The following is a 23778-nucleotide window of genomic DNA, read 5'->3' on the forward strand; positions in this document are numbered from 1 at the left end:
CGCGACGGACCTCACCACACGAGAGCGAGGCGTCATGTCCGCTTCCCGAACGGCCCCCCGAATCGAGGGGGACTGGTTCTGGCTGCCGTCTCCCCGCCCGCACGCCGCCGTCCGGCTGTTCTGTTTCCCGCACGCCGGTGGTGATGCCACCGCCTTCACCTCGCTCGGACGGCTCCTGCCCGAGGAGATCGAGCTGTGGGGGGTGCGCATGCCCGCGCGCGGCGGGCGTGCCCGGGACCGCCACCCGGAGAGCTTCGACGCACTGGTCGGCGCGATCAGCGAGGCGGCGCTGCCCCACCTCGACCGGCCGTACGCCGTACTCGGCCAGAGCATCGGCGCGCTGGTCGGCTACGAGGTGGCCAGGAAGCTGGCCGCTCACCTGTCCCCTGCCGCCTGCTTCGTCATCGGATTCGCACCCCCGCACACCTGGCGGGAACCCCCCGGAGCCGGGGGCGAGGCCGACGTCCGGGAACTGGCCGACTTCATGCTCCGCAACGACGAGCGCGCCGGCGCGGTGGTCACCCATCCGGCGCTGCGGGAGATGGTGCAGGGGGTGCTGCGGGCGGACATGGGCCTCGCCCGCACCTACCGGGACCCGGGTCTCGGGCCGCTGGCCTGCCCCGTCAAGGCCATCCTCGGGGCCGACGACGAGGCGGTCTCCGCAGCCGAGATGGAGGAGTGGAAACGCTGCTCCACCGGCGACGGCCGCGGGCTCGACGTGCTGCCGGCCGGTCACCTCGTGCTCCAGTCCGGCGAGACGGCCGTGCAGCAGGTGGCAGCGATCGTCCAGGACCTCCTGCTGATGCCCCTTTACCAGTGAGCGGCTCGCCGGCCACGGGCCGACGTCCTTCCCCTCAACCGATGCCAGCAGCCCTAGGAGCAGCATGAACACGGCAACCACGACGACCGCGCTGCCCGACCTCACCGATCCTGCCTTCTGGTCCCGCGAGGACAGCCACTCCGTCCTCCGCGAGCTGCGCCTCCGGGCGCCGCTGTGGCGACTGGAGACGGAGTCGGAGGGTCCGCTGTGGTGCGCGCTGTCCTACGCGTTGGCCGGTGAGGTACTGGGCGACGCGAACCGGTTCAGCTCGGAGCGCGGGTCGCTGCTGGGCACCGGCACCGACCGGGCGCCCGCCGGTGCGGGGAAGATGATGGCCCTCACCGATCCCCCGCGCCACCGCGAACTGCGGGGACTGGTGCTGCCCTTCTTCTCCAAGCGGAAGGCGGCCGAACTCACCGAACGCGTGGCCGGCCTGACCCGCCAGGTGGTGCGCACCGCGTTGGAGGCGGAGGAGACCGACTTCGTCAGGGACATCAGCACGGCGGTTCCGCTGACCGTCATGTGTGATCTGCTCGGGGTCCCGGACGAGGACCGGGACCACGTGGTGCACATGTGCGACAGGGCCTTCCTCGGCAGAACTCCGGAGGAACGGGCCGAGGCACACCAGCAGTTGCTGCCCTACCTTTTCTCACTGGGCCTGCGCCGCCAGAGCGACCCCAGGGACGACATCATCAGCACACTGGTCACCCACACGGTGAACGGCCGTCGGATGCCCCTGGACGAGGCACTGCTCAACTGCGACAACATCCTGGTCGGAGGCGTACAGACCGTACGTCACACCGCCACCATGGCCATGCTCGCGCTGACCCGGCATCCGCACGCCTGGCAGGCGATGCGGGAGGACGGATACGACCCGGAGCCCGGCGTCGAGGAACTGCTGCGCTGGACCTCGGTGGGCCTGCACGTGCTGCGCACGGCCAGGGTGGACACCGAACTCGCCGGACAGCGCATCCGGGCAGGAGACCGCGTGGTGGTCTGGACGCCGGCGGCCAACAGGGACGAGACGGAGTTCGAGGACCCCGACCGGCTGCGGCTCGACCGCACCCCCAACCGGCATGTGGCCTTCGGCTGGGGGCCGCACTACTGCATCGGGGCACCCTTGGCCCGGGTGGAGCTGGCCTCGCTCTTCGGAGCGCTCACGGAGGCCGTCGAACGGGTCGAGGTGCTGCGACCGCCGGTACCCAACCGCTCCATCATCAACTTCGGGCTCGACTCCCTCACCGTCAGGCTGCACCCGCGCGGCGGAACCGACTGACCGGCAACGCCCTGATGGGTGAGCCCTGTTGGTCCCTCTCCTCCCCCGGGGCAGTGAGACCGTGCCGTCAGGCGGTCGAGGCAGCCGTCGCGCCGCGCCTGCTCACAGCAGCCCGAGTGACTCCAGCGCCCGGCGCTGGTCCGGTGCCGGGTCGGTCGGCCAGTAGACGTAACAGACCCCGCCCGTGCCGGAGACGACGGCGCCGGACGCGTTGTACCGCTTGGTGCGGAGCCAGATGTTCTCCCACTCGGCGCGCCGGTACACATGGCGGACCGCCTTGTCGTCCGGCGACGCCGGGTCGTTGGCGATCACGTCGCCGTCGGCCGTGAAGCCGATGACCGTCATCAGATGGCCCGATGTGCCGTAACCGGCGCCGGTCAGCTCGTCCTTGAGGAAGGACTGCGAGGTGATGACCGGGATGCCCACCCTGATCAGGGTCTCCAGGTCGGTGAGCGAACCCAGCCGGGTGACCACGGCGCTCATGGACTCGTACGTCGCCGCGTAGGCGGCGTTGAAGGGCCAGTTGCCGCATCCCTCGTACTGGAAGTCGTAGGTGTAGCGGGCCGCCTGGCAGACCTCGGGGTCCGCGTACGACGGATCGATCCAGGCCATTTCGGCGGCGGTGGGTCCGCGGCCCCAGTACTTGATGATCATCGAGGACGAGGTGGGGCTGCACCACGCCTCGCCGCCGTTGTCGTACTGCGGGTACTGGCCCGCGTGGATGTCCTGCGAGAAGCGCGGGACGGTCAGCTCCCTGGAGAGCCCCGGCACCGACGGCGGGACGGTGAACCGGTCGGGGATGTCCGATGCCATCGCCCCGACCCGCCGGACCGTGGGCGTCAGCCGGGTGCCCGGGGTGCGGTACAGCGTCAGCCGGAGGCGGTAGGAGACCAGCCGCAGTCCGCTCGCCGCGTCGCCGATGGCGAAGGTGTCGGTCGAGATGGAGCTCTTGCCGTCGCCCTGGCCGTCGAGGGAGGTGCGCCGGATGTCCGTGTCACCGGAGGCCCAGCGGCCCATCACGTACCAGGGCGTCTCGGTTCCGTCGCTGTAGCTGCCGCGCAGCTCGACCTGGATCCAGGTGCCCGCCGGGGTGTGCGCGTTCCAGGAGGCGACGGCCTCGGTGGCCGGGACGCGTGAGCGGTGCACCCGGGAGGTCCACGTCGCGTACTCCCAGGTGGCGCTCTTCCCGGTGTGCGGATCGGTGTAGTCGGTGCGGCCCGCCGGAACACCGATGACCAGTCCGGAGTGGCGGCCGTGCAGAGCGGTGGTGCCGTCGGCGGCGCCGGAGCGCCAGTCGGAGTACGAGGCCCAGACGCTGTTGTCCACGAGCGGGGTCACACGGCTCCCCCCTGGGGCCTGCGGGGTGCGCGAGGCGGCCCGCGCGGCGTTCGGTGCGGAAGGGGCGGCGACCGCCGGTGCGGCGGCGCCCGCGGCGGCAGCGGCGGCGGCGACCGCCGCAGCGAGGACGGTTCTGCGCGGAGTGGTACTGGTCACGTGGGTGGACCCCCGGTCGGATGCGGATGGGGCGGCGGCTGCACGGCAGTGGGGCAACTATCCGGCTCCCGGCGAGTTTCTGCCAGTGATTCACCTCCCCCTCCTGCGACCAATATTGGTCTCTACCACTGGCGTGACCTGCGGCACCGCCCACTGCTCCTAGGCTGTCCTCATGGAAGACCTCGACCGGATGGCCGCCGCCGTCCACGCACGGCCCGTCTCCTGCGGGCCCGTTCGGCTGATCGCGGTCGACGGCCACGCGGGCTCGGGGAAGAGCACGTTCTCGGCCAGGCTCGCCGCGGCCCTGGGCTCGGCCCCCGTACTCCATCTGGATGATCTCGCCACCCACCAGGAGCTGTTCGCCTGGACCGGGCGGCTGCGCGCGCAGGTGCTCGCGCCGTTCACCCGCGGCGAGGCCGCCCGGTACACGCCGTACGACTGGACGCTGCGCCGCTTCGGCCCCGAGCGGATCCTGGAACCCACTGACGTCGTCATTGTCGAAGGGGTGGGCGCGGGCCGGCGCGCCCTGCGCCCGTATCTGGCGCAGCTGCTCTGGATGGACCGGGGCGCCGACGCGTCCTGGGAACGGGGCCGCCACCGCGACGGGCCGGCGCTGCGGGACTTCTGGGACGGGTGGACAGCGGCGGAGACCCGGCACTTCGCCGGGGACCCTTCCCGGCCATTCGCGGATCTGCTGGTACGTGAGTGCGACGGGGGTTACGCGTGGTCCCCGGGTCCTTCAGTGACCGCGTGAGCGATCCATGCGGTCACACACAGTCATGACCTCTCCGCAGGACCTGCACCCGGCGGAAAACCGCCCTTCCCGTGCTTCAACTCCGCTTGACCCAGGGCCCGTACAGGTCTTACGTTCTCAATGTGCGGCTTTTCGAAGTCGCCGCAGACGCGAAGCCCCCGGTTGTTCCCCCGTGATCGGGGGCTTCGTTCTGCCCATACCCTCCCCAACCGGACGTCCAGCCTCTCTGATCGCTCACCCTCGGTCACCGTGAGCGATCCCCTCCCCCAGGCAGCAGGTGCTCCGGCACCCTTCGGTACGGGGCCTCTGCGCAGGTACGATGCCCTTCGGGCGGCGCCGGTCAATTCCCGTCCGCTGCACAGCGGTTCACAGGTCGCCGGGCGCCGGGCCCGGCGGCACGGTACGGGGGCACGGTCTGTGGGGGACGTGATGGACTTCGGCACGCAGGGCTCGCACGCCCCGGCCGATCTCGCCTGGCTGCGGGGCGTGGACGCCTACACGATGGGGGCGTATCCGCAGGCGGAGGAGGAGTTCCGGGCCGCGGTCCGGCTCGATCCGGGGATGGCGGACGGCTGGCTCGGACTGCATGCGCTGCGGGTGGACACCACCACCGCCCTCCTGCGGATGTTCCGGCACCGGGAGCGGTTCGGCGAACAGCGCTCCCGGCTGCGCCGCACCCTCAACTCCTGGTACTGGCTGGGCTGGTGGGTGCAGCCGGTCCTGGAGAGCCCGCGCGATCTGCTGCTGGCGCACGCCTCGCACTGGCTGGACGGACGGCATGTGCCGGAGCTGGACCGGGCGCTGGCCGGGCTGCCGCCGGTCGACACCGATCCGCAGGTGCGGTTCCTGCACGCCTGCCGCGCCTACCTCGCCAAGGACTGGGAGCGGCTGGTGCGTCACACCGCCTCGCTGGTCGACGATCCGGTCCTGGGAATCGAGGCGGGCCTGTTCGGCGGGATGGCACGGGTGCGTCTGGAGATGTACGGGCAGGCCGAACCGCTGCTCTCCGCCGCGCTGATGCGCTGCCGCAGCGAGCAGCCGCAGCGCAAGGAGCTGCGCTACTGGCTCGCCCGCGCCCACGAGGGGACCGGGCGCAGCGCGGCGGCCCTGCCGCTGTACCGGGCGGTGCACCGGGTGGATCCCGCGTTCATGGACACCGCAGCCCGGCTCGCCGCGATCGCCGAGGGCGACGGGTTCGACGACGCGGTGGACTACGCCGCGGTCTCGCTGGCCGGGGCCGGGCAGGACGCTGTGGACGGTCAGGCCGACGGCGTCCTGGTGGAGGGCGACCCGGTTGAGGGGCGGGACCCGCGGCCCGGGGGCCCGGGGAGCCCCGCGGGCGATCCGCTCGGCGGCCCGGACCCGCTGTCCGGCGCCGTACGGGACCGGGACCGGGCCCCGGCAGAGCAGTTCCCGCCGGATCTGCCGGCCGGGCCCGCCGACCCCGAGCTGCTGGCGTGCGCACTGGACGAGCTGGAGCGCATGGTCGGCCTCGAACCGGTGAAGCGTCAGGTCAAAGCGCTGTCGGCGCAGCTCAACATGGCCCGGCTGCGGGCCGCTCAGGGGCTGCCGGTGCAGCCGCCGAAGCGCCACTTCGTCTTCTCGGGCCCCTCGGGCACCGGCAAGACGACGGTGGCCCGCATCCTCGGCCGGGTGTTCTACGCCCTCGGGCTGCTCGGCGGTGAGCATCTGATCGAGGCTCAGCGCGCCGATCTGGTGGGCGAGTTCCTGGGCCAGACGGCCGTGAAGGCCAATGAGCTGATCGACTCCGCGCTCGGCGGGGTGCTCTTCGTGGACGAGGCGTACAGCCTCTCCAACTCCGGCTACAGCAAGGGCGACGCCTACGGCGACGAGGCCCTCCAGGTCCTGCTGAAGAGGGCCGAGGACAACCGCGACCACCTGGTGGTCATCCTGGCCGGCTACCCCGAGGGCATGGACCGCCTCCTCGCCACCAACCCGGGGCTCTCCTCACGCTTCACCTCCCGGGTCGACTTCCCGAGCTACCGGCCGCTGGAGCTGACCGCCATCGGCGAGGTGCTGGCCACCGAGAACGGCGACGTGTGGGACGAGGAGTCGCTGGACGAGCTGCGCTCGATCGCCGGTCATGTGGTGGACCAGGGGTGGATCGACGAGCTGGGCAACGGCCGGTTCCTGCGCACGCTGTACGAGAAGAGCTGCGCGTACCGGGACCTGCGCCTGACCGGTTACGCGAGCACGCCGGGCCGGGACGATCTGTCGACGCTGCGGCTGCCGGATCTGATGCAGGCGTACGGGGAGGTGCTCTCGGGGCGGGGACCGGTCGGCCGCGGGCAGCAGGAGCCGCCGCTCTGACCGGGCCCCGTCCCGGAGCGGGGACGCCAGGCGATTCCGGGAAACGGACTGCCGCCGACTGCCGCCCCAGCCGTGGTGCCGACGCGCACCGCCTCAGCTGTCGGCCCCACACCGTCCCGCGACCGGTCTCCGGCCGGCCGGCTCGGAAAGGGATTCGGCTCGGGCGTCACGCGAGCGGCCTGAGCCACCACAAGAGGAAACCGCCGAGCAGGAGGGTCAGGCACACAGCGAGGTTGGTCCGCCGGTAGAGGACGAACAGCGCGACGAACTCACGGATCGTCGCGCTGGGCCAGAAGTACGCGGCTGTCGGCGCTCCCACGACATGCCCTCTCACCCCTGCCCTGCGGGCCGACACAGCGGCGCGGAAGGCGTGGTAGTTGCTGGTGACGATGGTGCACCGGTAGTCCGGGCGTGCCTTCTCCATGATCTCCGCGCTGAACCGGAGGTTCTCGTCGGTGCTCGCCGACCGGTCCTCACGCTCGATCGCGGCGGCTGGGATCCCGCACCCGACGAGGTAGTCGGCCATCGCGTGCGACTCGGGCACCTTCTCGTCGGGGCCCTGCCCGCCGGAGACGAGCAGCACGGGCCTTCGTCCCCGTGCCACCAGCCGTTCGTAGACCTTGCGTCCCCGGTCGAGCCGGTTGGTCAGCAAGGGCGGCGGCGTCACTCCACCGGCCAGCCCCGAGCCGAGCACCACCACGTAGTCGGCCTTGCGGGGGATGTACAGCCGCCCGTAGACAAACGCGTATCCGAGGTAGCAGAGGAACAGAAAGCCGGTGTAGCCGGCCAGGGCCGCAACGGTCGCCGCCACGACCAGCAGGGTGCGCTGCTGCGTGACCGCCGCTGTGGCCAGAAGGGCCAGCACGCACAGCAGCGCTGTCCCGGAGAGCAGGGACAGCAGATTCCCCGGGCTCGCCCCCTCCTTGCGCACCATGACCACTCCGTTGGCGAGCAGACAGCAGGCGAGCGTGACGATGCCGAGTGCGAGCAGGACCACCAGCGCTGCTGCGACGTCCTTCGCGAGGACCGGGCGGTCCCGGGAGAACTCGACCAGCAGCGCCGCGGAGGCGAGGACGAGCGAGAGCCCGAGCAGAACGGCGTTGCCGATCCGGCGGCGGTCCCCCAGCACCCGGACACAGAACAGCAGGAGGAGCAGCGCCGCCGGTAGGTAGATCAGCATGTCGCACAGGCTATGCGGCGTAGCTGAGGACCCGGCGGGGGGACTGGAGGCCGCCGCTCACTCCCTCTCGCTCCCCGGTGAAGGCTGGGTGAAGCGGCGGAGCCGGTGGCGACCCCGGGGCCGCCGGGTTGTGGCATCCTCAGGCGGCCGCGGCAACCGGCGGTTGCTCGGGCACGATGACGAGGAACGAGTCGGATTCCAGGTCCATCACCACTTCGGCGGGAATCCCCTCACCGCGCCGCTCGGCCGCATAGGCTTCCGCGGGCCATACGCCACGCGGGGCTCCCGCCGGGAACGACCGAAGGATTTCACCACTCATGACGAGCCTCCCGCGCTCACACCGTCCCGTCCGGGGCCGATGAGGATCTGTCCCTCGCCTTCCCCTCATCGCGCGGTGAACACCCCCGGGCCGAGCGGAAGTCCGAGCACGCAGAGGGGGGCCAACATCTGTTGTCCGGCCCTCTCGACTGGCGTCTGGTCTGGTCGTCGGCCGTTCCGCACGCGTCGGAAACGCTCGTCATCAATGCGGCCGGACCGTGTCCGGCCGGTCGTAACGGGCCCATGACGACCGGCCGGACAGGACCTACCCCGCCAGTGCCTGCTCGGTGCGGTCGGTGCGCGGCTCCGACACCCGGGTCACCTGCGGCGCCGGGACTTCCCGGTGCGCCGGGTCCCGTACCTCACCGACCAGCTTCTCCAGCACGTCCTCCAGCGCCACCAGTCCGAGTATCCGTCCCGATCCGTCGGCCACCTGGGCCAGGTGGGTGGCCGCGCGCCGCATCACGGTCAGCGCGTCGTCCAGCGGCAGCTCCGCGCGGAGTGTCGCCATCGGGCGCCAGACCTGCTGGGGGACGGCCCGTTCCCGGTCCTCCAGGTCGAGCACGTCCTTGACGTGCAGATAGCCCATGAAGGCGCCGCTGTCCGCGCACACCGGGAAGCGCGAGTAGCCGGTACGCACGGTCAGCTCCTCGATGGCCAGGGGGGTGACCGAGGGGGCGACCGTGATCAGGTCGGCGCGGGCGATCAGCACCTCCGCGATCGGTGTGCTGCCGAGCTCCAGGGCGTCCTCCAGGCGCTCCTGCGCCTCCGAGTCGAGCAGTCCGGCCTGGCCCGAGTCCTCGACGAGCCGGTTGAGCTGCTCGCTGGTGAAGACCGCCTCGACCTCGTCCTTGGGCTCGACACCGAAGAGCTTCAGCACCAGCCGGGCGCAGGCCCCGAGTGCGACGGTCACCGGGCGGCAGAGCCGGGCGAAGCCCACGAGTCCGGGGCTGAGCCAGAGCGCGGTCCTCTCGGGTGCGGCCATCGCGAGGTTCTTCGGGACCATCTCGCCGATGACCAGGTGCAGCGAGACCACGAGCGCCAGGGCGATCGCGTACCCCAGGGGGTGGACGAGCCCGTCGGGCAGCCGGACCGCCTGGAAGACCGGTTCGAGCAGCCGGGCCACGGTCGGCTCGGCGACGGCGCCCAGGGTCAGCGAACAGACGGTGATGCCGAACTGGGCGGCCGCCATCATCCGGGGCAGGTTCTCCAGGCCGTACAGCACCTTGCGGGCCCGTGCGGAGCCCTCGGCGGCCAGCGGCTCGACCTGGCTGCGGCGTACGGAGACGAGCGCGAACTCGGCGCCGACGAAGAAGCCGTTGGCGAGCACCAGGGCGGCGGCGAAGAGCAGTTGGAGGAGGCTCATCGCGCGCCCTCCATGACCGGCGCCTGCACATCGGCGGTGCGCACGAGACGCACCCGCTCGGCGCGGTAGCGCTCGACCCTGCGGACCGAGAGCCGCCAGCCGGGCAGTTCGGCCCGGTCGCCCGGGGCGGGAATGCGTCCCAGCAGATCGGCGACGAGTCCGGCGACGGTCTCGTACGGGCCTTCGGGGACCTCAAGACCTATCCGCCGCAAGGTGAGGACCCGGCAGCTGCCGTCGGCCTCCCAGGCGGGGTTGCCGTCCTCGGCGGGGGCCGCGGACAGCTCGGGGCGGTCGGCGTCGGCGCCGTCGTGCTCGTCCCTGACCTCCCCGACCAGCTCCTCGACGATGTCCTCCAGGGTGACGACACCGGCGGTGCCGCCGTACTCGTCCACCACCACGGCGATGGGCTGCTCGGTGCGCAGCCGCTCCAGGAGCTGCTGTACGGGCAGGGTCTCGGGGACCAGGAGCGGGGCGACCGCGACCCGTCCCACCGAGGTCCGGTGCCGGTCCTGGACCGCCACGGCCAGCGCGTCCTTCAGATGGACCATGCCGACGACCTCGTCGATGCGCTCCCGGTAGACGGGGAAGCGGGAGAGGCCGGTGGCGCGGGTGAGGTTCAGTACGTCGGCCGCCGTCGCCGACGACTGGAGCGCGCTGACCTTCACCCGGGGGGTCATGACGTGCTGGGCGGTGAGTCCGGCCAGCGAGAGGGTCCGTACGAAGAGGTCCGCCGTGTCCTGCTCCAGCGTGCCGGCCTGCGCCGAGTGGCGGGCCAGCGAGACGAGTTCACCGGGGGTGCGGGCCGAGGCCAGTTCGTCGGCGGGCTCGACGCCGAGCGCCCGTACCAGCCGGTTGGCGACGGTGTTCAGCAGCGTGATCACCGGCCGGAACGCGGTCGAGAAGAGATGCTGGGGGCCGGCGACGAACCGGGCCACGTGGAGCGGCCTGGAGACCGCCCAGTTCTTGGGGACCAGTTCGCCGAGGACCATCTGCACGGCGGCGGCGAGCATCATGCCGAGCACCACGCTGATGCCGGACACGGCCCCTTCGGGCAGTCCGGTGGCGCCCAGCGGCCCGTCGAGCAGCTGCGCGAGTGCGGGCTCGGCGAGCATGCCGACCACCAGCGAGGTGATGGTGATGCCGAGCTGGGTGCCGGAGAGCTGGAAGGAGAGTTCCCGCAGGGCGCGCACGACGGTGCGGGCCCGGCGGTCGCCTTCGGCGGCGGCGCGTTCGGCGTCCGGCCGCTCCACGGTGACGAGGCCGAATTCGGCCGCGACGAAGAATCCGTTGGCGAGAATCAGAAGGAAGGCCGCTCCGAGGAGCAGAAGGGGAATGGTCATGCCGCCGCCTCCAGGAGGGGGGCGGCGCACGTACTACCGGATGATCCGTCCATTGCTGGAAGGAATCACTCCTCATGTCGCAGGGGGTGCCCCGCGGACCACCAGGTCACAGAATGCGGGGCGGGGCGCACCCGGCGCCCCGCCCCAGAATAATCAAACAGCGGCCCGATGCGTCAGTGGCCCGGTCGCCGCACCCGCCGCATGGGCGGGCTCCGCTACTCCCCGGGTGTACTCCGTTCGGTGGCCGCCGGGCCCCGTGAGTCCGCCAGGGCGCGCAGGGCGCGGGCGTCCCGGATGGCCTGGGCCTTGCCGATACCGGGCTGGATGCCGAGTGCGGGGAGGCTGGTGCCGTCGCTGAGGTCGAGGAAGACCCAGGCGTCGCCGGGCCGCAGATTGACGTGCAGGATCTCCGGCCAGGCCAGCCGGCGCCTGGATGTGAGATTGACGACGGTGACGCCGTCCTGGTCCGCGACGACCTTGGGGCGGCTGAGCAGCGCCAGCACACCGAAGAAGATCCCCGCGGTGAGAATGAAGGAGACGCGTTCACCGGGCGTCAGGGTCTCCAGCATCAGGGCGACGACGGTGAGGACGACGAACATGACCGTCCCCACGGACAGCAGCACCACCCGGGTGCGGGTCGGCCTGAAGGTGACCGGGAGGGCGGGGAGTTCGGGGGCGGTCATGTTCCGTGCGTCCTTCGTGCTGGTCAGAGACGGCAGGCCGGTCAGAGACGGCAGGCGTGGATGGCCGTGGTGAGGATGGCGCGGGCGCCGAGTGCGTAGAGGTCGTCCATGATCCGCTGGGCCTCCTTCGCCGCGACCATCGAGCGGACGGCGACCCATCCCTCATGGTGCAGCGGGGAGACGGTCGGCGACTCCAGGCCGGGGGTGAGGGCCACGGCCTGCTCCAGGTGCTCGACCCGGCAGTCGTAGTCCATCATCACGTAGCTCCGGGCCACCAGGACGCCCTGGAGACGGCGGAGGAACTGCTGCACCTTGGGCTCGTCGGTCGCGGCGCCGGTCCGGCGGATGACGACGGCCTCGGACTGCATGATCGGCTCGCCGATCACTTCGAGTCCGGCGTTGCGCAGCGAGGTGCCGGTCTCGACGACGTCCGCGATGACCTGGGCGACGCCCAGCTCGATGGCCGTCTCGACGGCGCCGTCGAGGTGGACGACGGAGGCGTCGACGCCCTGGTCGGCGAGGGCCTTGGCGACGATTCCCTCGTACGAGGTGGCGATCGTCATGCCGCCGAAGTCCTCCGGGCCCTTCGCGGTGCCCGGCCGGGTGGCGTACCGGAAGGTCGAGCGGGCGAAGCCGAGCCGGAGGATCTCCTCGGCCTCGGCGCCGGAGTCGAGCAGCAGGTCACGGCCGGTGATGCCGATGTCGAGCTTGCCGGAACTGACGTAGATCGCGATGTCGCGGGGGCGGAGGTAGAAGAACTCGACCTGGTTCTCCGGGTCGACCAGGACCAGTTCCTTGGACTCCTTGCGCTGCTGGTAGCCGGCCTCATGGAGCATCGCCATCGCAGGCCCGGAGAGAGAACCCTTGTTGGGGACGGCGATGCGCAGCATGAGGTCGGCTTCCTTCGTGCGGAGTGGCGGGGCTGGGGCGGGGTGCTGGGTGTACGGAGAGAGTGCGGGCGTGCGGCAGGGGTCAGGGACGGGGCCCGGAGACGCGGCTCGGCGCCCCGGCTCCGGAATGCGGCTCAGAGATGGGCGTAGACGTCGTCGAGTGAGATCCCACGGGCGACCATCATCACCTGGACGTGGTACAGCAGCTGCGAGATCTCCTCGGCGGCGGCCTCCTTGCCCTCGTGCTCGGCTGCCATCCAGACCTCGGCTGCCTCCTCGACGACCTTCTTGCCGATGGCATGCACGCCCTTGCCCACCAGTTCGGCGGTACGGGAAGTGGAGGGGTCGCCGTTGGCGGCCTTGAGCTGGAGCTCGGAGAAGAGCTCTTCGAAGGTTTTGTTCGCCATGATGCTGCTAAGAGTACGGGGTCGCCGTCTCCACTCAGCGCCAGGGTTCGCTGACCGTCCGCAGTGTGGTCGCGGTGGCGACGGCCGCGGTGACCGCTTCGTGCCCCTTGTCCTCGTGGGAGCCTTCGAGGCCCGCCCGGTCCAGCGCCTGGTCCTCGGTGTCGCAGGTCAGCACCCCGAAACCGATCGGGACGCCGGTCTCGACGGAGACCTGGGTGAGGCCGACCGTGACGCCCTGGCACACATAGTCGAAGTGCGGAGTGCCGCCCCTGATGACCACGCCGAGGGCGACGATCGCATCGTAACCGCGGCCCGCCAGGACCTTGGCGACCACCGGGAGTTCGAAGCTGCCCGGGACCCGCAGCAGAGTCGGTTCGTCGATCCCCAGCTCGCCCAGTGCGCGCAGCGCGCCGTCGACGAGTCCGTCCATGACCTTCTCGTGCCACTGGGCCGCGATGACGGCCACGCGCAGGTCGCCGCAGTTCTTCACGGTGAGTTCGGGTGCGCCCTTGCCGCTCATGTCTGTCTCTCCCTTTGCTTCTTACTGGTTGCCGCAGGCGGACGTGGTGTCCAGCCAGGGCAGGTCGTGTCCCATCCGGTCCCGCTTGGTGCGCAGATACCGGATGTTGTGCTCGTCAGCCTGGACGGGCATGGCCTCCCGGCCGGTGACGTCCAGGCCGTACCGGACGAGGGCGGCGGTCTTCTCGGGGTTGTTGGTCATCAGCCGCAGGCTGCGCACCCCGAGGTCGGTGAGGATCTGGGCCCCTGCGCCGTAGTCGCGGGCATCGGCGGGCAGCCCCAGTTCCAGGTTGGCGTCCAGGGTGTCGCGGCCGCGCTCCTGGAGCTCGTAGGCGCGCAGCTTGGACAGCAGTCCGATGCCGCGCCCCTCGTGGCCGCGCAGATAGACGACGACACCGCGGCCCTCGGCGGTGATGCGCTCCATGGAGGCGTCCAGCTGGGGGCCGCAGTCGCAGCGCAGCGAGTGGAAGATGTCACCGGTGAGGCACTCGGAGTGGACCCGCACCAGGACGTCTTCGCCGTCCCCGATCTCCCCGTGGACCAGGGCGACATGCTCGATTCCGTCGGCGATGGAGCGGTAGCCGTACGCTGTGAACTCGCCGTGGGCGGTGGGGAGGCGGACGGTCGCCTCGCGGCGGACCCGGGGCTCGGAGCTGCGGCGGTAGGCGGCCAGGTCCTCGATGGAGATGATCGTCAGGCCGTGCTTGCGTGCGAACGGGACCAGCTCGGGCAGCCGCAGCATCACCCCGTCCTCCCCCGCGATCTCGACGATCGCGCCGGCCGGGCGCAGACCGGCGAGCCGGGCCAGGTCGACGGCGGCCTCGGTGTGCCCGTTGCGCACGAGCACCCCGCCGGGCCTGGCCCGCAGCGGGAAGACATGCCCGGGGCGTACGAAGTCCCCGGCGCCGGCCCGGCCCTCGGCGAGCAGCCGCAGGGTGGTCGCGCGGTCGGCGGCGGAGATACCGGTGGTGACCCCGTGCGCGGTGCTCGCGTCGACGGAGACCGTGAAGGCCGTCTGCATCGACTCGGTGTTGTTCTCGACCATCTGGGGGAGGTCGAGCCGGGCCAGTTCCTCGCCCTCCATGGGGGCGCAGATCAGCCCCCGGCACTCGCTCATCATGAACGCGACCAGCTCGGGGGTGGCCTTCTCGGCCGCGATGACCAGGTCGCCCTCGTTCTCGCGGTCCTCGTCGTCGACGACCACGACGGGCCGGCCCGCGGCGATGTCGCGTACGGCCTGTTCCACCGGGTCGAGCGAGAGGTCCTCGGCGCTGTCGGTCGAGTACCAGAGGGGTTCGGCGCTCATGCTGCTGCTCCTTCCAGGGCGGGCTTGACGCTCGTACGTGAGCGGAGCCACCAGTCGCGCAGGCCCCAGAGGACGAGCGCGAAGTAGACCACGTAGACCAGGCCGGAGAAGGCCAGGCCGCTGTGGAAGGCGAGGGGGACGCCGACGAGGTCGACGAGCAGCCACGCGAACCAGAATTCGACGAGCCCGCGCGCCTGGGCGACCATCGCGACCAGGGTGCCGACGAATATGTACGCGTCGGCCCACGGGCTCCAGGAGAGGGAGGGGACGGCCAGGAAGAGTCCGGCGACGGCGACGGTGCCGACCGCGGCGCCCGCGAGGAGCAGTCCGCGCTCGCGCCAGCTGGCGAACCGCACGGCGATACTGCCGTCCTGGGCCTGCTGCCTGCCCCGGGTCCAGGCCCGCCAGCCCCACAGGGCCACCCCGATGACCAGCAGCTGTTTGCCGACTCCGCCGCTGAGATGGGCGGTGGAGTACGCGCCGACGAGGATCACTCCGGACAGGAACTGCGCGGGCCAGGTCAGCACCGAGCGGCGCCAGCCGAGGGCGAGCGCGATCAGTCCGATGGTGTTGCCGATCATGTCGGACCAGAGGATGTGCTGGCCGAGCACGGTGAAAGCCTCGGTGTTCAGCCAGGTCAGTGCGGTCATCGCAGCGGCCCTCCGGTTCCGGGCGCGGCCGGGGCGCCATCGGCGCCGAGCAGCCGCTCGACGTACTTGGCGAGTACGTCCACCTCAAGGTTGACCTGGTCGCCCGGCTGCTTGATGCCGAGGGTGGTCAGAGCGAGGGTGGTGGGGATGAGGCTGATGGTGAAGTAGTCGGGTCCGGCGTCGACCACGGTGAGACTGACCCCGTCGACGGTGATGGAGCCCTTCTCCACGACGTACCGGGAGAGGTCCGCCGGGAGCGAGACCTTCACGATCTCCCAGTGCTCGGAGGGTGTGCGTTCCACGACCGTGCCGGTGCCGTCCACATGGCCCTGTACGAGATGTCCGCCGAGGCGGCCGCCCAGCGCCATGGGGCGTTCGAGGTTGACCCGGGAGCCGGTGGCGAGTGCGCCGAGGCTGGAGCGGTTGAGTGTCTCGGCCATGACATCCGCGGTGAACTCGCCGCCGCCGGACTCGACCACGGTGAGACAGACGCCGTTGACGGCGATGGAGTCGCCGTGCTTGGCGTCCTCGGTCACGACCGGCCCGCGCAGGCGGAAGCGGGAGGCGTCGCCGAGGTTCTCGACGGCGGTGACCTCACCCAGTTCTTCGACGATTCCGGTGAACACGGCGCTCAGCGCTCCTTCGGGGTGGCGGTGATCCGCAGATCGGGGCCGATGCGGACGGTCTCGGTGACGTCGAGTCGCAACGCGTCGGTGAGGGTGGTGATTCCGGCGTCGGCGAGGGCGGCGGGGCCGGCGCCGAGGAGGACGGGGGCGAGATAGCCGACGATCCGGTCGACGGCGCCCGCGGCGACGAAGGAACCGGCGAGTGTCGGCCCGCCCTCCAGGAGTACGGAGCGGACACCCCGCGCGTACAGCTCGGCGAGCAGGGCGCCCACGGCGATACCCGCCCCGTCGTACGGCAGATGTGCCACATCGGCGCCGTTCGCCGCCGGGAGCGGGGGCGCCGCGACGCCCTCGCCCACCACGACCAGGGTCGGCGCGGCACCGTCCAGGACCCGGGCGCCGGGGGTGAGGGAGCGGGCGTGGGTGTCCAGGACCACCCGCAGCGGCTGGGTCGCGCCCTCGATACCGCGGACGGCGAGGTGCGGATCGTCGGTGCGCAGGGTCCCCGAGCCGACGAGGACGGCGTCGGACTCGGCGCGCAGCCGGTGGACGTCGGCGCGGGCTTCGGCCGATGTGATCCAGCGGCTCGTCCGGTCGGCGGCCGCGGTGCGGCCGTCGAGTGTCGCCGCGTACTTCCAGGTCACATGGGGGCGGCCGAGGCGCACCGAGGTGAGCCAGGCGGCGTTGCCCGCTTCGGCCTCGGCCCCCCGGCCGCGCCCCCGCCCCGCCCCCGCGGCGCCCCCCCCCCCCCCCTCCACCCCCACCCGGCGCGGCGCCGTGCCCGCCCCCCCGCCCGTCGCCTGCGGGGTGGGGTCGGCGACCGCGTACACCACGTGCGCGACTCCGGCGTCGATGAGCGCCTGGGAGCAGGGGCCGGTGCGGCCGGTGTGGTTGCAGGGTTCGAGCGTGACGTACGCGGTGCCGCCGCGCGCGCTCTCCCCCGCCGACGCGAGGGCGTCGACCTCGGCGTGCGGCCCGCCGGCCCGCCGGTGGAAGCCTTCGCCCACCGTCTCGCCCCGGGCGTCGACGATGACGCAGCCGACGACGGGGTTGGGGCTGGTGGATCCGAGTCCGCGCGCGGCGAGCGCGATGGCTCGGCGCATGGTGTCGGCCGCCTGCGGCGACGGAGCGGCTGCGGTGGCCACCGGGTCCTCCTGCCTCTTCGGGCACGGACTCCGGGGCCTGTCGATGACGACAGAAAGCGCGGCCGTACGGGGACGCCGGGACCGGAGTACGGCTGTGTCAGAAAAGACACGCCACCGGCTACGACGTACCGAAACGGCCCGCCGCGCACTGCCTCCCATCCGGACTTTCACCGTCGGTCCAGGAATTACACCTGGTCAACCGCCCACTGGATGCGGACGGGTCGCGGACTATAACCGCCGGTTCGGAATTACACCGACCCCGGAGTGCGCTGCTGTTGGTACGAGTCAAGTCTGCCACGTCCGGCTGTCGGCCATGCGGGCGGCCTGCTGTGGGCTGGCTCACAGGGACTGCGACCGGACGGTCACGGGCTGTGCAGGCCGCCCCCGCACTCCGCGCTGGTTCCGCCGCCCGTCTTCCGTGTCTCCCCGGGCTCCGGGCTCCGGGCTCCGGGCTCCGGGCTCCGGGCTCCGGGCTTACGGACATACGGGCATACGGGGCGCTCCCCCGGCCGCGGGGTCAGCCGCCGAAGACATCGTCCTGCGCCGCGTCCCGCGCGGTCAGCAGCGCGCCGCGCAGCACCGCCGCGCCGCCGAGCGCCCCCGCGCGCACTTCGGTACGCAGCGGGGAGAGCGCCGCCAGCTGCCGTTCCACCCGGGCCGCGAGGTCCGCTCCCCCGGCGTGGCCGATCTCGCCGCCCAGCACCAGACAGCCCGGATCGACCACGGCGACGACGGCGGCGGCCCCGATGGCGAGGTACCGGGCGAGCGCCTCCAGGAAGTCCTCGCCGCGCCGGCCTGCGGCAGGGGCGGCCCGCACGGCGGCGGCCGCCGCGGGTTCCCACCGCTCGGGCACCGCGGTGACTCCGTGCCCGGCGGCGAGGGCGCAGATCGCGGCGCTTCCGGCCAGACCGTGGAACCCGTCCGCGCAGTCGGTGGCCGACGGCAGCCCGCCGCCCCGGCCGCCGCCGGGCACCGGGAGGAAGCCGATCTCGCCCGCGCCGCCCGACGCGCCCCGGCGCAGCTTCCCTTCGAGGACGAGGGCGGCGCCGACGCCGTGGCCGAGCCAGAGCAGGACGAAGGTGTCGAGGCCGCGGGCCGCGCCGGAGCGCTGCTCGGCGAGGGCGGCGAGATTGGTCTCGTTCTCGACGAGGACCGTGGCGGGCAGCCGCTCCTGGAGTGCGCCGACCAGGCTGCGGTGCCAGGCGGGCAGGCCACTGGTGTCGCGGAGTTCACCGGTGGCCGGGTCGATGAGGCCCGGGGCGCCGATCCCGACGCTGTGCAGCCGGGAGGCACCGGCCCGCCGGACGGTGTGCTCCAGCAGGGCGGCCGCCTCCTCCACGGCATCGGCGGGTCCGGGCCCCGCTCCGTCGCCGACGGGCAGCGTGGCCTCGGCGAGCACGGTGCCGAGCAGGTCGGCGACGGTCACGGCGACGCTTCCGGTCCGTACGTCGAGTGCCGCGAGGTGTGCCCGGTCGGCCACGATCCCGTACAGCCGGGCGTTCGGACCGCGCCGCTCCGCGCCCGCCTCGCCGACGACCCGGATCAGCCCGGCCGTCCGCAGCCGCTCCACGAGGTCGGCGACGCTCGGCCGGGAGAGACCGGTGAGCGTCTTGAGCTGCCCGGCCGTCAACGGGCCCTGCCCCTGGAGGAGATCGAGGGCGATGCGGTCGTTGACGGCCCGAGCGGTGATCGAGGAGGCGGGCATGCCGGGATCCTTCCAGATCTGCTGCGCGATCTATTTATCAGGCAGGTTGCCTGATAGTTTACGGTCCGGCGCCGGGGCGAGTACCGGATGCCGCAGCACCAGGGGCACGGGACAGCGACACGGGGAGGGCATATGAGCGGCGATGCGGGCTCCGGCCTGCGCGGGGTGAAGCGGGGGCGGTACGCCCTGGCTGCCGTGTTCTGCGTCCATGGCGCGGTGACCGGCAGTTTCGCGACCCGGGTCCCGTGGATCCAGGAGCACGCCGGGGTGAGCGCGGGCCAGCTCGGCCTGGCGCTGGCCTTCCCGGCGATCGGATCCTCGCTGCTGATGCCGGTCTCGGGCGCGGTCACCCACCGGTTCGGGTCCCGCAACGCGCTGCGCGGCCTGCTCGCGCTGTGGACCCTGGCGCTGGCGCTGCCCGCGTTCGCGCCGAACCTGGTCACGCTCTGCGCCGTGCTCTTCTTCTACGGCGCCGCCGCCGGTATGGCGGACGTGGCGATGAACGCGCTGGGAGTCGAGACGGAGACCCGGCTCGGCCGCTCCATCATGTCCGGGCTGCACGGGATGTGGAGCGCGGGCGCCCTGATCGGTTCGGCCGCGGGCACGCTCGCCGCCCATCTGGGCAGCGACGCCCGGCTCCACCACTGCGTCGCCGCCGCGGTCCTCACCGTGCTGGGTCTCGCCGCCTGTCAGGGGGTGCTCGATGTACGGAGCACCGCGCAGGACACCGCACCGCCGCGCTTCGCGCTGCCGCCCAGGTCCGCGCTGGTCATCGGCGCCGTGGGCTTCTGTGCGGTCTTCGCGGAGGGCGCGAGCCTCGACTGGTCGGCGGTCTTCCTGCGGGACACCCTGGACACGTCGGCGGGCGTCGCCGCCGGGTCCACCACCGCCTTCTCGCTCACCATGGCGGTGGCCAGGCTGGTCGGGGACCGGGTGGTCGACCGCTTCGGCGCGGTACGGACGGTGCGCACGGGCGGGGTACTGGCCACGCTGGGCGGGCTGCTGGTCGTGCTGGCCCCCGGCCCCTTCGCGGCGATGGGCGGTTTCGCGCTGATCGGGCTCGGGATCGCGCTGGTCGTCCCGTTGGCCTTCGCGGCGGCGGGACGCAGCGGCCCGAACCCCAGCCAGGCCATCGCGGGGGTCGCCACCATCACGTACACCTCGGGGCTGATCGCACCTTCGGCGATCGGCGGTATCGCCAACGCGACCTCGCTGGTGGGCTCTTTCATCCTGGTGACGGTGCTGGCCTTCGGCCTGGTCCTGACCGGGGGCGTACTGCGCTCGACGCGCCGGGTGGTGGTGGAGGCCGGCACGGCGGGGGCCGGGGAGGAGGCCCGGGACCCCGGTGTCGCGGGGCAGGGCTGATCCGTACGGAGGCCGCCACGGCGCCCCGGGGGCGGCACAGCCGCTCCCCTCCCGCCCCTCCACGCTGTTCCTCTCCCCCGCTGTTCCCCGGCGGTGAGCGGTACGTGAGCGGTAAAGGGAGGGGCGTGCTCCGCATTAACATTGCTCTGGCCATTTCTGCCGCGAAGTGCACGGACAGCTGCCATGCGAGACAGATATCCAGCAGAGAAGTGAACGAATGGGAGCGATCATGGGCGGCCTCGGCGTGCGCTGGACCTTGCACGGCGACGGGAGAACCCCTGCTCCGGGGGCTGTCGTACGGCCCGACGAACGGCTGACCTGGCCGCGCACCGCCGGGCTCGGTGCGCAGCATGTGGTGGCGATGTTCGGTGCGTCGTTCGTGGCGCCCGTCCTGATGGGTCTCGACCCGAACCTCGCGATCATGATGTCCGGTGTCGCGACCATGATCTTCCTGCTCGCCACCCGCGGCCGGGTCCCCAGCTATCTGGGCTGTTCGCTCTCCTTCGTCGGCGTCGCGGCGACCATCCGGGCCACCGGGGGCAGCAGCGCCACCGTGACCGGTGCGGTCTTCGTCGTCGGTGCGGTCCTCTTCGCCGCGGGCCTCGCCGTCCAGCGCTTCGGGGCGCGCATCATCCACGCGGCGATGCCGCCGGTGGTCACCGGTGCGGTCGTCATGCTCATCGGCTTCAACCTGGCACCGGTGACCGCGTCCACCTACTGGCCGCAGGACCAGTGGACCGCGCTCCTGGTGATGCTCTTCACCGGCCTCGCCGTCGTCTGCCTGCGGGGTTTCTGGTCACGGATCGCGATCTTCCTGGGGCTGGTCTTCGGATACGCCTTCTCCTGGCTCTGCGACCAGGTCTTCGGGAGGATCCACTCGGTCGACGCGGCCGGCAAGGTCACCGACCACTGGCGTCTCGACCTCTCCGGTGTGGGCCGGGCGGACTGGGTGGGACTGCCGACCTTCCACGCGCCGAGTTTCCAGTGGTCGGCGATCCTCGTCGCACTGCCCGTCATCATCGCGCTGATCGCCGAGAACGCCGGGCACGTCAAGGCGGTCGGCGAGATGACCGGCGCCAACCTGGACGGCAAACTGGGCACCGCCATCGCAGCGGACGGGGTCGCCTCCATGCTCTCCACCGGTCTCGGCGGTCCCCCCAACACCACGTACTCCGAGAACATCGGTGTGATGGCGGCGACCCGGGTGTACTCCACCGCCGCGTACTGGGCGGCTGCCTGCTTCGCGCTCCTCTTCGGTCTCTGCCCGAAGTTCGGCGCCGTGGTGGCCGCGATCCCCGGTGGCGTGCTCGGCGGGATCACCGTGATCCTCTACGGCATGATCGGTCTGCTCGGCGCCCAGATCTGGATCAACGGCAAGGTGGATCTGCGCAATCCGCTGAATCTGGTACCAGCGGCCGCGGGCATCATCATCGGGGTCGGCGGTGTCTCGCTGAAGATCACGGACAACTTCCAGCTCAGCGGGATCGCGCTCGGCACGATCGTGGTGATCACCGGCTACCACGCGCTGCGGGCCATGGCCCCGCCGCACCTCAAGTCGCAGACACCGCTGCTGGATTCGGGTACGTCGTCGTACGAACAGGCCGAACAGGACAGGCAGGCCGGGCAAGCCGGGCACGGCGCGCCCCCGGAGCCCGGCGAGGAGCCCGGCCGCAACGGGTAGCGGGCCCCGGCTCGCCCACTCCGGCCACTTCGTCCGTTCTGAGGATGTACGGGCGTGATGCCGCCCTTCCGGCGCCCGCTGCTGCCAGGCTGCCCCCATGACACAGACGGAACAGCGCACGGCCCGGAACGCCCCTGCCGGGCACTCGGTCGACGGTGTGGCGGCCAGGATGCGCGCCCTGCGTGCGTCGTGGCCGCCCACGGACGGGGTGGCGGTCTTCAACAACGTCTATCTGACCGTCACCGAAGAGGTCGGACAGCGCATCGAGGGACGGAAGTTCCCCGATCCGCGCGGCGCCACGACGCTCGACGTGGTGTTCGCCGAGCGCTATCTCGCCGCGGTCGACGCGGTGGCCGCGGGGCACAGGCCGCCCGCCTGCTGGCGGCCGCTCTTCCAGTACCGCCACCACCCGGGCGTACGGCCGCTGCAGTTCGCGCTCGCGGGCATCAACGCCCATATCGGCCACGACCTGGCGCTCGCCGTCGTCGACTCCTGCCGTCTTCTCGGCTGTGAACCCGCCGCGCTCGAAGGGGACTTCCACCGGGTCGGCGCGATCCTCGACCGGCTGGAGGAACGGATCCGCGAGGAGCTGATGCCGGGGCCCGACCTCCTGGAGATCATCGACCCGCTCACCCATCTGATCGGTTCATGGAGCCTGGAGCGCGCCCGCGACGCCGCCTGGTCGGCCGCCCGGATTCTCTGGGGCCTGCGGGAACTACCTCCCCTCGCCGAGGAGTTCAGAGAGGGGATGGACGCGAATGCCGGCCTGGTCGGCCGGTATCTGCTCACCCCGCTGCACTGACCGGACCGGCTGTGCCGGCTCTACCGACGAAGGAGCACACCCATGGCGATCCCGCTCGGTCTCGGCCTTCCCCAGATGAAGCAGTACGCCATCGGGCGCGATGTCCCGGCGGTGGCGCGTGCGGCCGAGGAGACCGGATTCGAATCGCTCTGGGTCTTCGAGCGGATCCTCTTCCCCGAACCGGCCACCCAGGGGCTGTACGGCGTACCAGGGCTGCCCTGGCCCGATCAGTACCGCTCGGTGGCCGACCCGCTGGTGACCCTGGCACTGGCCGCGGCGGCGACCGGCCGGGCCCGGCTGGGGACCAGTGTGCTGGTGGCGCCGCTGCATGTGCCCTTCCAGCTGGCCCGCTCCCTCGCCTCGCTCGACGCGGCGAGCGGCGGCCGGGTCGTGGCCGGGATCGGGACGGGCTGGTCGCACGACGAGTACGCGGCGGCGGGCGTGGTCCCGTACGCGAGGCGCGGCGCGTTCCTGGACGAACTGCTCGACGTCTTCGAAGCGGTGTGGGGCCCCGATCCGGTGGCGTACGAAGGGGAGTTCACCACCATCGCCCCGGCCGAGGTGGGTCCCAAGCCGGCCCGCCCCATCCCGGTCCGGCTGCCGGCCGGCGGCCCCCGCGCCCTGCGGCGGCTGGTCGACCGGGCGGACGGCTGGATGCCGGTGGCCCTGGGGCCCGCCGCGCTCGCCGATGAGTGGCGGAAGATCCAGGACCTGGCAGGCGAACGAGGGCGCGAGCGGCCGCTGACCGCGACGGTCCGGGTCAACGCGGTGCACAGTGCCAAGCCGTACGGGGGCGGGGACCGCAAACCCTTCCAGGGCAGCACCGCACAGATCGTCGAGGACCTGGCGGCGCACGCGGAGACCGGGGTGGCCACCGAGTTCCTGCTCGACCTCCAGAGCACGCAGCGCGACGCGGACGAACTGACGGACACGGCCGCCGAGGTGTACACGGCGGCGCGCGCGGCAGGGATCTGACCGGGCCGGGCCGGGCGGGCGCGCCGGAGCTGGGCCCGTCCCCGGCCCGGGGAAGCTCCTATAGATCGTCAAGCAGCTTGGGTGAGCTGTTCGGTGGTGATCTGGGGGTGGGGCAGGTGTCGGTAGACCTCGCGGGCGACGAACC

At 72.0% G+C, this 23778-nt stretch carries 22 protein-coding genes and 1 riboswitch; of the genes, 8 read left to right on the forward strand and 14 right to left on the reverse strand.

The annotated features are described in order from the left end of the window. Window positions 1–34: 34 nt before the first annotated feature. On the forward strand, window positions 35–820 hold the full coding sequence (locus ACFXBC_RS16160; protein WP_385023977.1) for a thioesterase II family protein: 786 nt from the start codon (window positions 35–37) through the stop codon (window positions 818–820). Window positions 821–884: 64 nt separating this feature from the next. Further along, the gene (locus tag ACFXBC_RS16165; protein ID WP_385023979.1) at window positions 885–2096 is read left to right on the forward strand and encodes a cytochrome P450; all 1212 of its coding nucleotides are present in this window, start codon (window positions 885–887) and stop codon (window positions 2094–2096) included. A gap of 102 nt (window positions 2097–2198) precedes the next feature. Here the strand turns inward: ACFXBC_RS16165 and ACFXBC_RS16170 are convergent, their stop codons facing one another. Beyond that, window positions 2199–3590, reverse strand: coding sequence for a peptidase C39 family protein (locus ACFXBC_RS16170; protein ID WP_385023981.1), 1392 nt, complete (start codon window positions 3588–3590; stop codon window positions 2199–2201). A 172-nt stretch (window positions 3591–3762) separates the two neighbouring features. Here ACFXBC_RS16170 and ACFXBC_RS16175 point away from each other — a divergent pair, with 172 nt between their 5' ends. Together ACFXBC_RS16175 and ACFXBC_RS16180 are read left to right on the forward strand one after the other, a co-directional pair. Then, window positions 3763–4344: a uridine kinase gene (locus ACFXBC_RS16175; protein ID WP_385023983.1), complete on the forward strand. Its 582-nt coding sequence runs from the start codon at window positions 3763–3765 to the stop codon at window positions 4342–4344. A 429-nt stretch (window positions 4345–4773) separates the two neighbouring features. Then, window positions 4774–6675 carry an AAA family ATPase gene (locus tag ACFXBC_RS16180; protein WP_385023985.1) on the forward strand — a complete coding sequence of 634 codons (1902 nt, stop codon included), beginning with the start codon at window positions 4774–4776 and terminating at the stop codon, window positions 6673–6675. 166 nt (window positions 6676–6841) lie between these two features. Here ACFXBC_RS16180 and ACFXBC_RS16185 read toward each other — a convergent pair whose 3' ends face one another. The 13 genes from ACFXBC_RS16185 to ACFXBC_RS16245 all read right to left on the reverse strand — a co-directional run bounded on the left by ACFXBC_RS16185 (window position 6842) and on the right by ACFXBC_RS16245 (window position 18810). Then, window positions 6842–7855 carry a YdcF family protein gene (locus ACFXBC_RS16185; protein ID WP_385023987.1) on the reverse strand — a complete coding sequence of 338 codons (1014 nt, stop codon included), beginning with the start codon at window positions 7853–7855 and terminating at the stop codon, window positions 6842–6844. A gap of 139 nt (window positions 7856–7994) precedes the next feature. Then, on the reverse strand, window positions 7995–8174 hold the full coding sequence (locus ACFXBC_RS16190; protein WP_385023989.1) for a hypothetical protein: 180 nt from the start codon (window positions 8172–8174) through the stop codon (window positions 7995–7997). A 264-nt stretch (window positions 8175–8438) separates the two neighbouring features. Then, window positions 8439–9539 carry a hemolysin family protein gene (locus ACFXBC_RS16195; RefSeq protein WP_385023991.1) on the reverse strand — a complete coding sequence of 367 codons (1101 nt, stop codon included), beginning with the start codon at window positions 9537–9539 and terminating at the stop codon, window positions 8439–8441. After that, a complete protein-coding gene (locus ACFXBC_RS16200; protein ID WP_385023993.1) occupies window positions 9536–10879 on the reverse strand; it encodes a hemolysin family protein in 1344 nt (447 codons plus the stop codon). The genes ACFXBC_RS16195 and ACFXBC_RS16200 overlap by 4 nt, the downstream gene beginning before the upstream one ends. 215 nt (window positions 10880–11094) lie before the next feature. Further along, a complete protein-coding gene (locus ACFXBC_RS16205; protein ID WP_385023995.1) occupies window positions 11095–11562 on the reverse strand; it encodes a PH domain-containing protein in 468 nt (155 codons plus the stop codon). 41 nt (window positions 11563–11603) lie between these two features. After that, complete coding sequence (gene hisG / locus ACFXBC_RS16210; protein WP_385023997.1) at window positions 11604–12452, reverse strand: ATP phosphoribosyltransferase; 849 nt, start codon at window positions 12450–12452, stop codon at window positions 11604–11606. A gap of 134 nt (window positions 12453–12586) precedes the next feature. Beyond that, window positions 12587–12859 carry a phosphoribosyl-ATP diphosphatase gene (locus ACFXBC_RS16215; RefSeq protein ID WP_164266345.1) on the reverse strand — a complete coding sequence of 91 codons (273 nt, stop codon included), beginning with the start codon at window positions 12857–12859 and terminating at the stop codon, window positions 12587–12589. 34 nt (window positions 12860–12893) lie between these two features. Further along, the gene (gene ribH, locus ACFXBC_RS16220; RefSeq protein WP_385024000.1) at window positions 12894–13379 is read right to left on the reverse strand and encodes a 6,7-dimethyl-8-ribityllumazine synthase; all 486 of its coding nucleotides are present in this window, start codon (window positions 13377–13379) and stop codon (window positions 12894–12896) included. Between the two features lie 21 nt (window positions 13380–13400). Further along, on the reverse strand, window positions 13401–14684 hold the full coding sequence (locus ACFXBC_RS16225; protein WP_385024002.1) for a bifunctional 3,4-dihydroxy-2-butanone-4-phosphate synthase/GTP cyclohydrolase II: 1284 nt from the start codon (window positions 14682–14684) through the stop codon (window positions 13401–13403). Continuing rightward, on the reverse strand, window positions 14681–15334 hold the full coding sequence (locus ACFXBC_RS16230) for a nicotinamide riboside transporter PnuC (protein ID WP_385024004.1): 654 nt from the start codon (window positions 15332–15334) through the stop codon (window positions 14681–14683). Before ACFXBC_RS16230 ends, ACFXBC_RS16225 begins: the two co-directional genes overlap by 4 nt. After that, a complete protein-coding gene (locus ACFXBC_RS16235) occupies window positions 15331–15960 on the reverse strand; it encodes a riboflavin synthase (protein WP_385024006.1) in 630 nt (209 codons plus the stop codon). Before ACFXBC_RS16235 ends, ACFXBC_RS16230 begins: the two co-directional genes overlap by 4 nt. Before the next feature lie 5 nt (window positions 15961–15965). Then, window positions 15966–17063, reverse strand: coding sequence for a bifunctional diaminohydroxyphosphoribosylaminopyrimidine deaminase/5-amino-6-(5-phosphoribosylamino)uracil reductase RibD (gene ribD / locus ACFXBC_RS16240; RefSeq protein WP_385024024.1), 1098 nt, complete (start codon window positions 17061–17063; stop codon window positions 15966–15968). 183 nt (window positions 17064–17246) lie between these two features. Continuing rightward, window positions 17247–17377, reverse strand: a riboswitch (FMN riboswitch). A gap of 245 nt (window positions 17378–17622) precedes the next feature. Further along, complete coding sequence (locus tag ACFXBC_RS16245; protein ID WP_385024008.1) at window positions 17623–18810, reverse strand: ROK family transcriptional regulator; 1188 nt, start codon at window positions 18808–18810, stop codon at window positions 17623–17625. 132 nt (window positions 18811–18942) lie between these two features. On the opposite strand from ACFXBC_RS16245, the gene ACFXBC_RS16250 reads away from it, so the two are divergent. The 4 genes from ACFXBC_RS16250 to ACFXBC_RS16265 all read left to right on the forward strand — a co-directional run bounded on the left by ACFXBC_RS16250 (window position 18943) and on the right by ACFXBC_RS16265 (window position 23633). Then, the gene (locus tag ACFXBC_RS16250) at window positions 18943–20175 is read left to right on the forward strand and encodes an MFS transporter (protein WP_385024010.1); all 1233 of its coding nucleotides are present in this window, start codon (window positions 18943–18945) and stop codon (window positions 20173–20175) included. Window positions 20176–20392: 217 nt separating this feature from the next. Further along, entirely contained in the window at window positions 20393–21856 is a 1464-nt protein-coding gene (locus ACFXBC_RS16255) for a uracil-xanthine permease family protein (protein WP_385024012.1), read from the forward strand. 97 nt (window positions 21857–21953) lie between these two features. Beyond that, window positions 21954–22658 (forward strand): DUF5995 family protein, encoded by a 705-nt coding sequence (locus ACFXBC_RS16260; RefSeq protein ID WP_385024014.1) that lies wholly within the window; start codon window positions 21954–21956, stop codon window positions 22656–22658. 42 nt (window positions 22659–22700) lie between these two features. Continuing rightward, window positions 22701–23633 (forward strand): TIGR03619 family F420-dependent LLM class oxidoreductase, encoded by a 933-nt coding sequence (locus ACFXBC_RS16265; protein ID WP_385024016.1) that lies wholly within the window; start codon window positions 22701–22703, stop codon window positions 23631–23633. The last annotated feature ends 145 nt before the right edge of the window (window positions 23634–23778 follow it).

Origin of the sequence: Streptomyces sp. NPDC059398 (assembly GCF_042751845.1) — a bacterium.
In the GTDB taxonomy this organism is placed as follows: Bacteria; Actinomycetota; Actinomycetes; order Streptomycetales; family Streptomycetaceae; genus Streptomyces.

Coding starts and splice junctions, on each gene's coding strand:
- ACFXBC_RS16200 (WP_385023993.1), bottom strand. CDS start 10,879: ATGACCATTCCCCTTCTGCTCCTCGGAGCGGCCTTCCTTCTGATTCTC.
- ACFXBC_RS16250 (WP_385024010.1), top strand. CDS start 18,943: ATGAGCGGCGATGCGGGCTCCGGCCTGCGCGGGGTGAAGCGGGGGCGG.
- ACFXBC_RS16185 (WP_385023987.1), bottom strand. CDS start 7,855: ATGCTGATCTACCTACCGGCGGCGCTGCTCCTCCTGCTGTTCTGTGTC.
- ribH (WP_385024000.1), bottom strand. CDS start 13,379: ATGAGCGGCAAGGGCGCACCCGAACTCACCGTGAAGAACTGCGGCGAC.
- hisG (WP_385023997.1), bottom strand. CDS start 12,452: ATGCTGCGCATCGCCGTCCCCAACAAGGGTTCTCTCTCCGGGCCTGCG.
- ACFXBC_RS16180 (WP_385023985.1), top strand. CDS start 4,774: ATGGACTTCGGCACGCAGGGCTCGCACGCCCCGGCCGATCTCGCCTGG.
- ribD (WP_385024024.1), bottom strand. CDS start 17,063: ATGCGCCGAGCCATCGCGCTCGCCGCGCGCGGACTCGGATCCACCAGC.
- ACFXBC_RS16245 (WP_385024008.1), bottom strand. CDS start 18,810: ATGCCCGCCTCCTCGATCACCGCTCGGGCCGTCAACGACCGCATCGCC.
- ACFXBC_RS16215 (WP_164266345.1), bottom strand. CDS start 12,859: ATGGCGAACAAAACCTTCGAAGAGCTCTTCTCCGAGCTCCAGCTCAAG.
- ACFXBC_RS16175 (WP_385023983.1), top strand. CDS start 3,763: ATGGAAGACCTCGACCGGATGGCCGCCGCCGTCCACGCACGGCCCGTC.
- ACFXBC_RS16255 (WP_385024012.1), top strand. CDS start 20,393: ATGGGAGCGATCATGGGCGGCCTCGGCGTGCGCTGGACCTTGCACGGC.
- ACFXBC_RS16160 (WP_385023977.1), top strand. CDS start 35: ATGTCCGCTTCCCGAACGGCCCCCCGAATCGAGGGGGACTGGTTCTGG.
- ACFXBC_RS16195 (WP_385023991.1), bottom strand. CDS start 9,539: ATGAGCCTCCTCCAACTGCTCTTCGCCGCCGCCCTGGTGCTCGCCAAC.
- ACFXBC_RS16190 (WP_385023989.1), bottom strand. CDS start 8,174: ATGAGTGGTGAAATCCTTCGGTCGTTCCCGGCGGGAGCCCCGCGTGGC.
- ACFXBC_RS16165 (WP_385023979.1), top strand. CDS start 885: ATGAACACGGCAACCACGACGACCGCGCTGCCCGACCTCACCGATCCT.
- ACFXBC_RS16265 (WP_385024016.1), top strand. CDS start 22,701: ATGGCGATCCCGCTCGGTCTCGGCCTTCCCCAGATGAAGCAGTACGCC.
- ACFXBC_RS16260 (WP_385024014.1), top strand. CDS start 21,954: ATGACACAGACGGAACAGCGCACGGCCCGGAACGCCCCTGCCGGGCAC.
- ACFXBC_RS16230 (WP_385024004.1), bottom strand. CDS start 15,334: ATGACCGCACTGACCTGGCTGAACACCGAGGCTTTCACCGTGCTCGGC.
- ACFXBC_RS16205 (WP_385023995.1), bottom strand. CDS start 11,562: ATGACCGCCCCCGAACTCCCCGCCCTCCCGGTCACCTTCAGGCCGACC.
- ACFXBC_RS16225 (WP_385024002.1), bottom strand. CDS start 14,684: ATGAGCGCCGAACCCCTCTGGTACTCGACCGACAGCGCCGAGGACCTC.